Genomic DNA, 13,129 nt, shown 5'->3' with positions numbered 1-13,129 from the left:
ACTATAGGGACCGGGGCGATCAAGCCGGCGTGACTGCCCGGATTTGCCCCGGCCGGGGCCTCGGCCGCAGAATACGAGGCTTTCCGGCCCCCATCCGGTGCCGGCGTTCTCCAGCGGAGCTTCCCCCCATGCGTACCCACTTCTGCGGCCTGGTCGACGAGACCCTGATTGGCCAGACTGTCACCCTCGCCGGCTGGACCGACGTGGCCCGTAACCAGGGCGGCGTCTGCTTCATCGATCTCCGCGATCATGAAGGCATCGTGCAGGTGACCGTGGAGGTCGACAACGCCGACGTGTTCGCCGTGGCGGCGTCGCTGGGCTATGAGGACGTGCTGCAGGTGGAGGGCGTCGTGCGCGCCCGCCACGCGGTGAACGACAAGATGCGCACCGGCAAGGTGGAAGTGATCGCCACCGCCATCACCGTGCTGAACAAGGCCGCCCCGCTGCCGTTCCACGCCCACGAGAACCCGGGCGAGGAAACCCGCCTGAAGTACCGCTACCTGGACCTGCGCCGCCCCGAAATGCAGCGCATGCAGCGCACCCGCATCAAGCTGGTGCAGGCGCTGCGCCGCCACCTGGACGAAAAGGGCTTCCAGGACATCGAGACCCCGATCCTGACCAAGGCCACTCCGGAAGGCGCGCGCGACTTCCTGGTGCCGGCGCGCATGCATCCGGGCGAGTTCTACGCCCTGCCGCAGAGCCCGCAGCTGTTCAAGCAGATCCTGATGGTGGCCGGGTTCGACCGCTACTACCAGATCGCGCGCTGCTTCCGCGACGAGGCCCTGCGTGCCGACCGCCAGCTGGAATTCACCCAGCTGGACATGGAGTTCGCCTTCGTCCGCGAACGCGATGTGCAGGACTTCGTCGAGGACATGATCCGCGCCATCTTCAAGGAAGTGGTCGATGTCGAGCTGGATGCCAGCTTCCCGCGCATGACCTGGGCCGAGGCGATGCGTCGCTATGGTTCGGACAAGCCGGATCTGCGCATCGCGCTGGAACTGGTCGACGTGGCTGAACTGGTCAAGGACAGCGAGTTCCCCGTGTTCACCGGCCCGGCCAACGATGCCGAAGGCCGCGTCGCCGCGCTGCGCATCCCGGGCGGCGCGTCGCTGAGCCGCAAGCAGATCGACGAGTACGCCGCGCATGCCGCCAAGTACGGCGCCAAGGGCCTGGCCTACATCAAGATCGCCGACAACGGCGAAGTCAGCTCGCCGATCCAGAAGTTCTTCAGCGAAGAGCGCTTCGCGACGCTGGTGGCCCATGTCGGTGCCGGCAACGGCGATATCGTGTTCTTCGGTGCCGGTGGCTACAACAAGGTCTCCGACTTCATGGGCGCGCTGCGCCTGAAGGCCGGCAAGGACTTTGGCCTGGTCGCCGACGGCTGGGCACCGCTGTGGGTCACCGACTTCCCGATGTTCGAGTGGGACGAGGAAGAACAGCGCTACGTCGCCCTGCATCACCCCTTCACCGCACCGGCCGTGGACGACATCGCCGACCTGCGCGCCAATGCCCGTACCGCCGTCTCGCGCGGTTACGACATGGTGCTCAACGGCAATGAAATCGGCGGCGGTTCGATCCGTATCCACCGTCCGGACATGCAGAGCGCGGTGTTCGAGCTGCTGGGCATCGGCGCCGAAGAGGCCCGCGCCAAGTTCGGCTTCCTGCTCGACGCGCTGAACTACGGCGCGCCGCCGCACGGTGGCATCGCCTTCGGCATCGACCGCATCGCCGCGCTGATGGCCGGAACCGAGTCGATCCGCGACGTCATCCCGTTCCCGAAGACCACCGGTGCACAGGATCTGATGACCGACGCGCCGTCGCCGATCGTCGACGCGCAGCTGGCCGAAGTGCACATCCAGGTTCGCCCCAAGACCAACTGATCAGGAGATCCAGGCAATGACCGAGTTTGCGTTTTCGCTGGAGTGGGAAAAGCTGGGCAATGAAGGCTCCGAGGCCACCCTGGTCACCGAGCGTGCACGCGTGTTCGGGGGGTGGCTGGTCCGCGTCGGCACCAATCCGGCCGCGATGGCCCTGACCTTCGTCGCCGACGGCGAAGGCCGTTGGGACGGTGAAGACTTCGGCGTCGAGGACTACGAGGACGACGAAGAGGAAGAAGAGTACGACGAGGACGAGGAAGGCGAGGAAGAAGAGGACGAGGACGAAGAGGAATACGAGGAAGAGGACGAGGAAGAAGAAGCGGAATCGCCTGGAAAGGCTTGACCCGCGCTTCGCCCTGACGTCAACTTCCTGCATGTATTCGATCCGCCGCGCCACTGTGGACGACGCGCCGACCCTGTCGGCGCTGGCCGCACGCACGTTCACTGAAACCTTCGGCCATCTGTACCCGCCGCAGGACCTGCAGGCCTTCCTCGAGGAGGCCTACACGGTCGAGCGCCAGCGCGTGATCCTGTCCCACCCCGATTACGCGGTGTGGCTGCTGGAACTGGATGGGGAGGCGGTCGGCCATGCCGCCGCCGGCCCCTGTGGCCTGCCGCATCCGGATGTGAAACCTGGTGACGGCGAACTCAAGCGCCTGTACCTGGTCAAGACGCAGCAGAGCTGCGGCTGGGGCAGCCGCCTGCTGGAAACCGCGCTGGCCTGGCTGGAACACGAAGGCCCGCGCACGTTGTGGCTGGGCGTGTGGTCGGAGAACTTCGGCGCGCAGCGCTTCTACGCCCGCTACGGCTTCGAGAAGGCCGGCGAGTACCTGTTCCCTGTCGGCGACACCCAGGACCTCGAATTCATCCTGCGCCGCGCGCCGCGCGCGGCCTGACGTTCACCGCCGCTTGCCGCGCGCGCGTGTTCAATCACCTCACGTTCCTGCCCCGCTGACCGCCAGGCTGTTTGCATGACTCCCCCCGTATTGCTGCTGCATGGCATCTGGAATGCCCGTGCCTGGGTCGGGCCACTGGCCTGGCGCCTGCGCGCGCGTGGTTTCCAGGTACACGCGTTCGGCTATCCCTCGGTGTTCGGTGGCCCCGATGTGGCAGTGCCGCAGTTGCTGGAACGTCTGGCCGACGCCGGGCCGTTGTCGCTGGTCGGTCACAGCCTGGGCGGACTGCTGGCACTGGAGGCGCTGCGCCGCGATCCGCAGCTGCCAGTGCAGCGCGTGGTCTGCCTGGGCTCGCCGCTGCGCGGCAGTGGTACCGCGCGCTCGTTGTCCGATCATGGCTGGGGCCTGGCGCTGGGGCGCAGCAGCGAGCTGCTGCTGGACGGCCTGCCGGACTGGCAGGGCAAGGCCGAGGTTGGCCTGATCGCCGGTTCGGTACCGCACGGGCTGGGCAGCCTGCTGGGCGCGATCGACGATGCGTCCGACGGCACCGTGGCACTGGCCGAGACCCGCCTGCCGGGCCTGGCCGACCATTGCGTGGTGCGTACCAGCCACAGCGGCCTGGTGGTGTCGCCCGACGCCGCGCGGCAGACCGCGCATTTCCTGCGCCACGGCCACTTCGACCACAGCCGCGACGCGGCGGCGGCATAGGGGCAGGGGAGGCGGGGCCGCCTTGTAGCGCCGAGCCCATGCTCGGCTGCATTCCGTCGGGCCCATTGAGCCGAGCATTGGCCCGGCGCTACAACAATACGGGCCTAGACACGGTTGCAGCGCCCGATCAGGTAGAATCCGCGCCTTGATCCTGAAGCAGCCAGACGGTAGCACCCATGGGTAGAGGCCCCTCCATCGAAGCCCGCAAGAACGCGTCCGACGCGAAGCGCGGCAAGATTTTCACCAAGATCATCCGCGAGATCGGCGTTGCCGCGCGCGGCGGTGGAGGCGACCCCAACAACAACCCGCGCCTGCGCGTGGCGGTGGACAAGGGCCTGGCCGTGAACATGTCCAAGGACGTGATCGAGCGCGCCATCAAGAAGGCCACCGGTGAACTGGAAGGCGTCGATTACGAGGAAATCCGCTACGAAGGCTATGCCCCGGGTGGCGTGGCCGTGATCGTCGACTGCCTGACCGACAACCGCGTGCGCACCGTGGCCGACGTCCGCCATGCGTTCAGCAAGTGCGGCGGCAACATGGGTACCGAAGGCTCGGTGGCCTTCATGTTCAAGCGCCTGGGCGTGCTCAGCTTCGCCCCGGGTGCCGACGAGGAAGCCATCACCGAAGCAGCCATCGAAGCCGGCGCCGACGACATCGTGGTCTACCCCGATGACGGCTCGATCGACGTGGTCACCAGCCCTGACGCGTTCAACGCAGTCAAGGACGCAATGGTCGCCGCCGGGCATGTCGCCGACCACGCCGAGATCACCTTCCGCGCCGACAACGACATCAAGGTCGAAGGCGAGGTCGCCCTGCAGGTCAAGAAGCTGCTGGACATGCTCGAAGACCTGGACGACGTGCAGGACGTGTATTCCAACGCCGAACTCGGCGCCGACGCCTACGCCTGAGCCGTCCTCGACGGCCTGGGCGCGGGCCGTTGAACGGTCACCGCGGACAGTCATGAGCCCATACGCCTGCCAGCGCCCCCCGTTCCGCCCCGCCAGGAGCGCGGCATGACCCGCATCCTCGGCATCGACCCCGGTTCGCAGCGGACCGGGGTCGGCATCATCGATGTCGACGCCGCCGGCCGCGTCAGTTACGTGCACCACCAGCCGCTGGTGCTGCTGGGCGCCGACGACTTCCCGCAGCGCATGAAACTGCTGGTGCTGGGCCTGGCCGATCTGTGCCGCGAGTACCAGCCCAATGAAGTGGCCATCGAAAAGGTGTTCATGGCGCGCAATCCCGATTCGGCGCTGAAGCTGGGCCAGGCCCGCGGCGCGGCGATCTCGGCCGTGGTGCTGCGCGACCTGCCGGTGCACGAATACGCCGCCAGCGAGATCAAGCTCGCGGTGGTCGGGCGCGGTGGCGCCGAAAAGCAACAGGTTCAACACATGGTCGGGCTCATGCTCAACCTGAAAACCAAGCTGCAGGCCGACGCGGCCGACGCGTTGGCGGTGGCGATCACCCATGCCCACGTAAGGGCGACGGCCAACCGCCTGGGGCTCAGTGCCCGCCAGGCGTGGGGCCGCAAATGAGGAGCTGCACGCAATGATCGGTCGACTGCGCGGCATCGTCGCCTACAAGGCGCCGCCGTGGCTGGTGGTGGACGTGAACGGAGTGGGCTACGAACTGGAGGCGCCGATGAGCACCTTCTACGACCTGCCCGAGCTCGGCCGCGAGGTCACCCTGTACACCCATTACTCGCAGAAGGAAGACAGCGTCTCGCTGTACGGCTTCCTGCGCGAGGGCGAGCGGCGCCTGTTCCGCGACGTGCAGAAGGTCAGCGGCATCGGCGCGAAGATCGCGCTGGCCGTGCTGTCCGGTGTCAGCGTCGAAGAATTCGCGCGCATGGTCCAGGCCGGCGACATCACCGCGCTGACCCGCATCCCGGGTATCGGCAAGAAGACCGCCGAACGCATGGTGCTGGAACTGCGTGACCGCGCGGCCCAGTTCGGTGCCGGCGGCGCGCTGCCCACCGGCAGTGGTCCGGCCCCGGCCGATCCGCTGTCCGATGCCACCGTGGCCCTGCAGCAGCTGGGCTACAAGCCGGCCGAAGCGGCCCGCATGGCCCGCGATGCCTTCAATGAAGGCGACGAAGTGGCCACCGTGATCCGCAAGGCGCTGCAGTCCGCGCTGCGCTGAACCGCGTCCCTTTCCCCCAACCTACCGCCTGAGCTTCGCCAGGAGTCCCATGTCCAGCAGTCAAACCCCGCACGCAGCCGCCCCCGGCGGCCATGGCCACGCCCCCTCCGCTGGAGGACTGGCGCTGGTCATCGGTGCGATCGGCGTGGTGTTCGGCGATATCGGTACCAGCCCGCTGTACACCCTGAAGGAGGCGTTCTCGCCACACTACGGGCTCAACAGCGACCACGACACCGTGCTGGGCGTGCTGTCGCTGGCGTTCTGGGCGCTGAACCTGGTGGTGACCCTGAAGTACGTCACCATCATCATGCGCGCCGACAACGATGGCGAAGGCGGCATCATGGCGCTGATGGCGCTGACCCAACGCACGCTGCGCAACGGCTCGCGCTCGGCTTATGTGGTGGGCATCCTCGGCATCTTCGGCGCCTCGCTGTTCTTCGGCGACGGCGTGATCACCCCGGCCATGTCCGTGCTCAGTGCGGTCGAAGGCCTGGAGGTGGCCGCGCCCGGACTTCATGTCTTCATCGTGCCGGTCACCCTGGTGGTGCTGCTGGCGGTGTTCGCCGCGCAACGCTTCGGTACCGAGAAGATCGGCAAGGCGTTCGGCCCGATCATGGCAATCTGGTTCGTGTCGCTGGCGGCAATCGGCATCTACAACATCGTCGATGCGCCCGAGGTGCTGAAGGCCTTCAACCCCTGGTGGGGCATCCGCTTCTTCATGGAGCACGGCTGGCACGGCATCTTCATTCTCGGTGCAGTGGTGCTGGCGGTGACCGGCGGCGAAGCGCTGTATGCGGACATGGGCCACTTCGGGCTGCGCCCGATCCGCCACGCCTGGTACTTCTTCGTGCTGCCGTGCCTGGTGCTGAACTACCTGGGGCAGGGCGCACTGGTGCTCAACCACCCCGAGGCCCTGAAGAACCCGTTCTTCGAGGCAGTGCCGTCGTGGGCGCTGTACCCGATGATCATCCTGGCCACCATGGCGGCGGTGATCGCCTCGCAGTCGGTCATCACCGGCGCATTCTCGGTCTCGCGCCAGGCCATGCAGCTGGGCTACATCCCGCGCATGCGCATCAAGCACACCTCGCACGACACCATCGGCCAGATCTACATCCCGGGCATCAACTGGGGCATTGCGGTGATGGTGTTCGGGCTGGTGCTGGCGTTCCGCAGTTCGTCCAACCTGGCCGTGGCGTACGGCATTTCGGTGTCGGCCACGATGCTGATCGACACCCTGCTGCTGGCCGTGGTGGCGCGGACGTTGTGGCCGAGGTCGCGTGGCTGGCTGCTGCCGCTGTGCGTGGTGTTCTTCATCATCGACCTCGGCTTCGTCATCGCCAACGGCGCCAAGCTGCTGCAGGGCGCCTGGTTCCCGGTGGTGCTGGGCATCTTCCTGTTCACCATGATGCGCACCTGGCGCCGTGGCCGCGAGCTGCTGCGCGACGAGATCCGCAAGGACGGCATCCGCCTGGATACCTTCCTGCCGGGCCTGATGCTGGCCCCGCCGGTGCGCGTGCCGGGCACCGCGGTGTTCCTCACCGCCGACCCGACCGTGGCGCCGCATGCGCTGATGCACAACCTCAAGCACAACAAGGTGCTGCACGAGCGCAACGTGTTCCTGCACGTGGAAACCCTGCCGATCCCGTATGCGATGGAAGGGCAGCGGCTGAAGATCGAATCGGTGGGTGACGAGTTCTACCGCGTCTACGTGCGCTTCGGCTTCATGGAGACCCCGGACGTGCCGCTGGCGCTGATGCGCTCGTGCGACCACGGTGGCATCTATTTCGATCCGATGGACACCACCTTCTTCGCCAGCCGCGAGACCATCGTCGCCACCGCCAACCGCGGCATGCCGATCTGGCGTGACAAGCTGTTCGCGCTGATGCATCGCAACGCCGCCCCGGCCACCGGCTTCTTCCGGATTCCGGGCAACCGCCTGGTCGAACTCGGGGCCCAGGTCGAGATCTGACGCGCGCGGGGTCGGATCCCTTTTCCGCAGGAAAAGGGCTCTGACCCCATGTTCCCGGTGTTCCGGTTCGGGGTCAGAGCCGTTTTCCTCTGGAAAACGGATCCGACCCCATACGCTTTTGCCGCATAATCAGCACATGACCGACGACCGCATCATCGGCGCCGGCGCCACCCGCGAGGATGACGCCGCCGACGCCAGCATCCGCCCCAGGCGCTTGGCCGACTACCTCGGCCAGGCCCCGGTGCGCGAGCAGCTGGAGATCTACATCGAAGCGGCCAAGGCGCGTGGCGATGCGCTGGACCACGTGCTGATCTTCGGCCCGCCCGGCCTGGGCAAGACCACGCTCAGCCACGTCATCGCCAACGAACTGGGCGTGGCCCTGCGCGTGACCTCCGGCCCGGTGATCGAGAAGGCCGGCGACCTCGCTGCGCTGCTGACCAACCTGCAGCCGCATGACGTGCTGTTCGTGGATGAGATCCACCGCCTGTCGCCGGTGGTCGAGGAAGTGCTGTACCCGGCGATGGAAGACTTCCAGATCGACATCATGATCGGCGAGGGCCCGGCGGCCCGCTCGATCAAGATCGACCTGCCGCCGTTCACCCTGATCGGCGCCACCACCCGCGCCGGCCTGCTGACCGCGCCGCTGCGCGACCGCTTCGGCATCGTCCAGCGCCTGGAGTTCTACAGCGTCGAGGAGCTGACCCGGATCGTGCGCCGCTCGGCCACCATCCTCGGCATCGACTGCACCGCCGACGGCGCCGGCGAGATCGCGCGGCGCGCGCGTGGCACCCCGCGCATCGCCAACCGGCTGCTGCGCCGCGTGCGCGACTACGCGCAGGTGAAGGCCGGCGGCCACATCGACGAGGCAGTGGCACAGGCCGCGATGAAGATGCTCAAGGTCGATCCGGAGGGCTTCGACGAGCTCGACCGGCGCCTGCTCAAGACCCTGGTCGACTACTTCGACGGCGGCCCGGTCGGCATCGAATCGCTGGCCGCGGCGCTGTCCGAAGAGCGCGGCACGCTGGAAGACGTGGTCGAGCCGTACCTGATCCAGCAGGGCTTCCTGGTGCGTACCGCGCGCGGCCGCATGGCCACCCACAAGGCTTACCGGCACATGGGCCTGAAGCCGAAGAACCCGCCACAGGACCTGTTCGCGGAGGTTCCCGATGTCGGTTGAGCCCCGATTCAGTTGGCCGACACGCATTTACTGGGAAGATACCGACGCAGGTGGCGTGGTCTACCACGCCCGCTACGTGGCCTTCATGGAACGGGCCCGGACCGAATGGATGCGTGCGCTCGGCTACGGCCAGGGGCGCATGCGCGCCGAGCACGGGATGGTCTTCGCGGTGCGCTCGATGCAGATGGATTTCATCAGGCCGGCACGGCTGGATGACACCCTGCAGGTGACTGCCCGCCTGGTCCAGCTGAAGAAGGCCAGCATGGTCTTCGACCAGCAGATCCTGCGCGACGGCGAGCTGCTGCTGTCCGCGCAGGTCCGCATCGCCGCACTGGAAGCGGCCAGTTTCCGCCCGCGTGGCATGGACGATGCCGTCCTTGCCGTGCTGCAACCCCACCTCCACCCCGAATCCGAACATTGAGGAACAACGGATGATCGCAACGCTCCTGGCCCTGCAGGCCACGGTCACCGAGGCACTGCCGGCCGACGTCAGCAACGCCGCGACACAGACCCTTGCCCAGGCCACCACCGGCGGCGGCATCAACTACCTCGAACTGATGGCCAAGGCCAGCCTGCCGGTGAAGATCATCGTGCTGCTGCTGCTGGTCGGCTCGTTCGTCAGCTGGGTGATCATTTTCCGCAAGGCCCGCGTGTTCAAGCAGGCCACCCGCGAAGCCGACGAGTTCGAGAACCGCTTCTGGTCCGGCGCCGACCTGGGCAAGCTGTACAGCGCAGCCACCGACCGCAGCCGCAGCGTGACCGGCCTGGAAGCCATCTTCGAAGCCGGTTTCCGCGAGTACACCCGCCTGCGCGACAAGCGCCGGCTGGATGGCCGTGCGCAGCTTGAAGGCGCGCAGCGCGCCATGCGCACCACCTACACCCGTGAAGTGGACCAGCTCGAGCGCAACCTGGAGCTGCTGGCCAACATCGGCTCGACTGCCCCGTACGTGGGCCTGGTCGGTACCGTGTTCGGCATCATGGTGACCATGCACGACATGATCAGCAGCGGTGCCCAGGCCGGTATCGCCGCCGTCGCGCCGGGCATCTCCGAGGCACTGTTCGCCACCGCCATCGGCCTGTTCGTGGCGATCCCGGCGGTGTGGGCCTACAACCGCTTCACCACCCGCGTGGAGCGCATGTCGGTGCGGTTCGAGACCTTCGCCGAAGAGTTCAGCTCCATCCTGCAGCGCCAGAGCGCTGGCGACGAGTAAGCGCCTGACCCGGGAGTCCAAGCCATGTCCGCTGCCATCGGTCGCCGCAAGCGCCGCAAGCTGAAATCGGAAATCAACGTCGTTCCCTACATCGACGTCATGCTGGTGCTGCTGATCATCTTCATGGTCACCGCACCGCTGCTCACCCTGAGCTTCGACGTCGACCTGCCGCAGTCCAACGCCAAGGCGCTGGAGAGCAAGCAGGACCCGGTGATCGTCTCGGTGCGCCAGGACGGCCAGCTCAGCCTGAAGCTGCCCGACGCCAAGGAGCCGGCCGCCGTGTCGGCCGAGGAACTGGAAGGCCGCCTGGCCGGCATCGCCGCCCAGGACAAGGGCGTGCGCGTGATCGTCGCCGCCGACCGCGCCGTGGCCTATGAGAAGGTCATTACCGCGATGGACGTGATCAAGCGCGCCAAGGTAGACAAGGTAGGCCTGGCCACCGATGCACGCTGACGCCCTGCCACCCCCGCATCAGCGCGAACCCGGCTGGGGTCTGCCCCTGGCGCTGGCGTTGCTGGTGCACCTGCTGGTCGCGCTGGTCTTCATCGTGGCCTGGCTGTGGTCGCCCCAGCGCAACACCGATGCCGCCGCTGGCGACCCCTCGGTCGAGGCCAGCCTGGCGCTGTCCGCCTCCGAGGCGTCCGCCGCACGCCAGGCGCTGCGCCAGTCAGAGAAGCTGGAGGACCTGCCGCCGCCGGTCGCCGAGCCGATCCCGGTGCCGGAAGACACCATTCCGCCGCCGCAGCCGATTCCCGAGCCGCGCCCGCAGGACGCGCCCACGCCCCAGCAGCAACAGGCGCAGGAGCGTGTTGCGCAGCCGGACACCAAGGACCAGGAAGCGGTGAGCGCACTGGCCATCTCGCAGGAGAAGGCCAAGCAGGAACAGGAAGCCAAGCGCCGCCAGGAGCAGATCGACCTGACCGAACGCAAGCGCCAGGAAGAAGCGGAGCAGAAGCTGCGCCTGGCCAAGCAGCAGGAAGCGGACGAGAAGAAGAAGCAGGCCGAGCAGGAGCGCGTCGCGGCTGACAAGGCCGAGGCCGAGAAGCAGAAGAAGATCGCCGAGATCCGTGCCCGCCGCGAGCAGGCCGAGAAGGAAGCCAAGCTGGCCGAGCGGAAGCTGCGCGAGGTCGCCGCCGCGCGCAATGCCGCAGGCAGTGCCGCTGCCGGCTCCAGCGGCGCTTCCCAGCCGGCGGCCGGTGGTGGTGGCAACAGCGACGATCTTTCAGCCAAGTACGCCGCAGCGATCCAGGCCAAGGTGCTGTCGCAGTGGGTGCGCCCGGATACGGTGCCGCTGGGCCAGCGTTGCCAGATCACCATCACCCAGATTCCGGGCGGCACGGTGATGCAGGCCAAGGTCAGCCCGAACTGCCCCTATGACGAGGCCGGCAAGCGTTCGATCGAGGCCGCGGTGCTCAATGCGCAGCCACTGCCGTACCGCGGCTTCGAGTCGGTGTTCGCGCGTACGCTCAACTTCACCTTTACCGCCCAGGATCGCTGAGGCGGGCAGGGCAGGGGTGGCCTCGGGCCACTCCTGCCCACGGATGTCGCGCTTGCCTCTGGCGTGCTCGGTTTCGGCCGGGCAGGCTGCAGGCTGCTGTCGAACACCGCCCCGAGGGGCGGCGTGACCGGGGCAGGCAGGTGCGATGTTAGCCACGACGTTAACGGTGCGTGAGAGGACGGGCTGGAACTGACCCGGAATTCACGTACCCTTGGTTCATGATTGCGAAGCGGTTCACTCCCGCTTTGTTATCCCTCGTTCCGGTTTCCCCCTATTGAGCGCTCCATGAAAAAGATGCCTCGCTGGCTTGCCGTGTTTGCGGCCCTGTTGCTGCCCTTTGCTGCCGTCGCGCAGCAGAAGGGGCTGGATATCGACATCATCGGCGGCAATGCCTCCGCCCTGCCGATCACCATCGTGCCGATGCCCTACCAGGGTTCGTCGGCCGCTCCGCAGACCGACGTCGCCGGCGTGGTCCGCGCCGACCTGGAGCGTTCGGGCCAGTTCCGCACGCTGCCGGAAGCGCAGATCGTCGAGAAGCCCGTGCGTGGCGGTGACATCCAGTTCGCCACCTGGCGCGCGCTGAAGCAGAACTACATCGTGGTCGGCCGCGTGCTCGATGCCGGTGCCGGTGCCTACCGCGTCGAGTACGAACTGTTCGACGTGCCCAAGGGCGAGCGCCTGCTGGGCCTGGCGATGACCGCCCGTGGCAACGCCATGCGCGACGTCGCCCACCAGATGGCCGACGCCATCTACGAGAAGATCACCGGCGTGCGCGGCGCCTTCTGGACCCGCATCGCCTACGTGACCGCCAGCGGCAAGGGCGATGCCATGCGCTATGCGCTGATGGTGGCCGACTCCGACGGCTACAACCCGCAGACCATCGTGCGTTCGGCCGAGCCGCTGCTGTCGCCGTCGTGGAGCCCGGATGGCAGCAAGCTGGCCTACGTCAGCTTCGAGCGTGGCAATTCGGCGATCTACATCCAGAACATCGGCACCGGTGCGCGCGAACTGGTCACCAGCTTCCGCGGCATCAACAGCGCCCCGGCGTTCTCACCCGATGGCCGCAAGCTGGCCCTGACCCTGTCGCGTTCGGGCAACCCGGAAATCTACGTGATGGACCTGGGCAGCAAGCAGCTGACCCAGCTGACCAACCACTTCGCCATCGACACCGAGCCGACCTGGGCGCCGGATGGCAGCGCGGTGTACTTCACCTCCGACCGCGGCGGCCGCCCGCAGGTCTACAAGGTCGGCGCCGGTGGCGGCAGTGCCGAGCGCGTGACCTTCCAGGGCAACTACAATGCCAAGCCCTCGGTGTCCTACGACGGCAAGAAGATCGCCGTTGCGCAGGGCTCGGGCAACAGCTACAAGATCGCGATGATGGACAGCTCGCTGGGTTCGCCCCGCTGGAGCACGCTGTCCCCGGGTTCGCTGGATGAATCTCCGAGCTTTGCGCCCAACGCAAGCATGGTGTTGTACGCCGCCCGCGAGGGTGGCCGTGGTGTGCTGTACGCCGTTTCCGCCGATGCGCGCGTGCGCCAGCGGTTGGTTCTGGCTGACGGAGATGTGCGCGAACCGGCATGGTCCCCATACCGTACCCAGCGCTAAAAGAGTGTTAATATTTTCGCTGTCTTGAACCCCTCATCGGCCTAGG

14 protein-coding genes are annotated in these 13,129 nt (G+C 67.2%); all 14 read left to right on the top strand.

Going from position 1 to position 13,129, the window contains the following annotated elements; translation table 11 throughout:
• Positions 1–128: 128 nt before the first annotated feature.
• The 14 genes from aspS (at position 129) to tolB (ending at position 13,083) form a co-directional block, all read left to right on the top strand.
• The gene (gene aspS / locus VG561_RS07525; RefSeq protein ID WP_423179504.1) at positions 129–1,880 is read left to right on the top strand and encodes an aspartate--tRNA ligase; all 1,752 of its coding nucleotides are present in this window, start codon (positions 129–131) and stop codon (positions 1,878–1,880) included.
• A gap of 16 nt (positions 1,881–1,896) precedes the next feature.
• The gene (locus VG561_RS07520) at positions 1,897–2,220 is read left to right on the top strand and encodes a hypothetical protein (protein ID WP_014648168.1); all 324 of its coding nucleotides are present in this window, start codon (positions 1,897–1,899) and stop codon (positions 2,218–2,220) included.
• A 31-nt stretch (positions 2,221–2,251) separates the two neighbouring features.
• The gene (locus VG561_RS07515; RefSeq protein ID WP_014648167.1) at positions 2,252–2,773 is read left to right on the top strand and encodes a GNAT family N-acetyltransferase; all 522 of its coding nucleotides are present in this window, start codon (positions 2,252–2,254) and stop codon (positions 2,771–2,773) included.
• A 75-nt stretch (positions 2,774–2,848) separates the two neighbouring features.
• Complete coding sequence (locus VG561_RS07510) at positions 2,849–3,481, top strand: esterase/lipase family protein (protein WP_032958946.1); 633 nt, start codon at positions 2,849–2,851, stop codon at positions 3,479–3,481.
• A 176-nt stretch (positions 3,482–3,657) separates the two neighbouring features.
• On the top strand, positions 3,658–4,389 hold the full coding sequence (locus VG561_RS07505) for a YebC/PmpR family DNA-binding transcriptional regulator (RefSeq protein WP_014648165.1): 732 nt from the start codon (positions 3,658–3,660) through the stop codon (positions 4,387–4,389).
• A gap of 105 nt (positions 4,390–4,494) precedes the next feature.
• Entirely contained in the window at positions 4,495–5,016 is a 522-nt protein-coding gene (ruvC, locus tag VG561_RS07500) for a crossover junction endodeoxyribonuclease RuvC (RefSeq protein WP_014648164.1), read from the top strand.
• 13 nt (positions 5,017–5,029) lie between these two features.
• Positions 5,030–5,623 (top strand): Holliday junction branch migration protein RuvA, encoded by a 594-nt coding sequence (gene ruvA / locus VG561_RS07495; protein WP_014648163.1) that lies wholly within the window; start codon positions 5,030–5,032, stop codon positions 5,621–5,623.
• A 49-nt stretch (positions 5,624–5,672) separates the two neighbouring features.
• Positions 5,673–7,592 (top strand): potassium transporter Kup, encoded by a 1,920-nt coding sequence (locus tag VG561_RS07490; RefSeq protein WP_142235261.1) that lies wholly within the window; start codon positions 5,673–5,675, stop codon positions 7,590–7,592.
• A gap of 136 nt (positions 7,593–7,728) precedes the next feature.
• Positions 7,729–8,769, top strand: coding sequence for a Holliday junction branch migration DNA helicase RuvB (gene ruvB / locus VG561_RS07485; RefSeq protein ID WP_014648161.1), 1,041 nt, complete (start codon positions 7,729–7,731; stop codon positions 8,767–8,769).
• Entirely contained in the window at positions 8,759–9,190 is a 432-nt protein-coding gene (gene ybgC, locus VG561_RS07480; protein ID WP_423179503.1) for a tol-pal system-associated acyl-CoA thioesterase, read from the top strand. Before ruvB ends, ybgC begins: the two co-directional genes overlap by 11 nt.
• 10 nt (positions 9,191–9,200) lie before the next feature.
• Positions 9,201–9,980 carry a protein TolQ gene (gene tolQ / locus VG561_RS07475; protein WP_005410752.1) on the top strand — a complete coding sequence of 260 codons (780 nt, stop codon included), beginning with the start codon at positions 9,201–9,203 and terminating at the stop codon, positions 9,978–9,980.
• Between the two features lie 24 nt (positions 9,981–10,004).
• Positions 10,005–10,433 (top strand): protein TolR, encoded by a 429-nt coding sequence (tolR, locus tag VG561_RS07470; protein WP_423179502.1) that lies wholly within the window; start codon positions 10,005–10,007, stop codon positions 10,431–10,433.
• Positions 10,423–11,478 (top strand): cell envelope integrity protein TolA, encoded by a 1,056-nt coding sequence (gene tolA, locus VG561_RS07465; RefSeq protein WP_014648159.1) that lies wholly within the window; start codon positions 10,423–10,425, stop codon positions 11,476–11,478. Before tolR ends, tolA begins: the two co-directional genes overlap by 11 nt.
• A gap of 285 nt (positions 11,479–11,763) precedes the next feature.
• A complete protein-coding gene (gene tolB, locus VG561_RS07460) occupies positions 11,764–13,083 on the top strand; it encodes a Tol-Pal system beta propeller repeat protein TolB (protein ID WP_014038220.1) in 1,320 nt (439 codons plus the stop codon).
• Positions 13,084–13,129: the final 46 nt, after the last annotated feature.

This window comes from Stenotrophomonas sp. CASM110 (assembly GCF_049384345.1).
GTDB classification, from domain to species: domain Bacteria; phylum Pseudomonadota; class Gammaproteobacteria; order Xanthomonadales; family Xanthomonadaceae; genus Stenotrophomonas; species Stenotrophomonas muris.
This window is presented reverse-complemented; position numbering and strand designations above follow the sequence as displayed.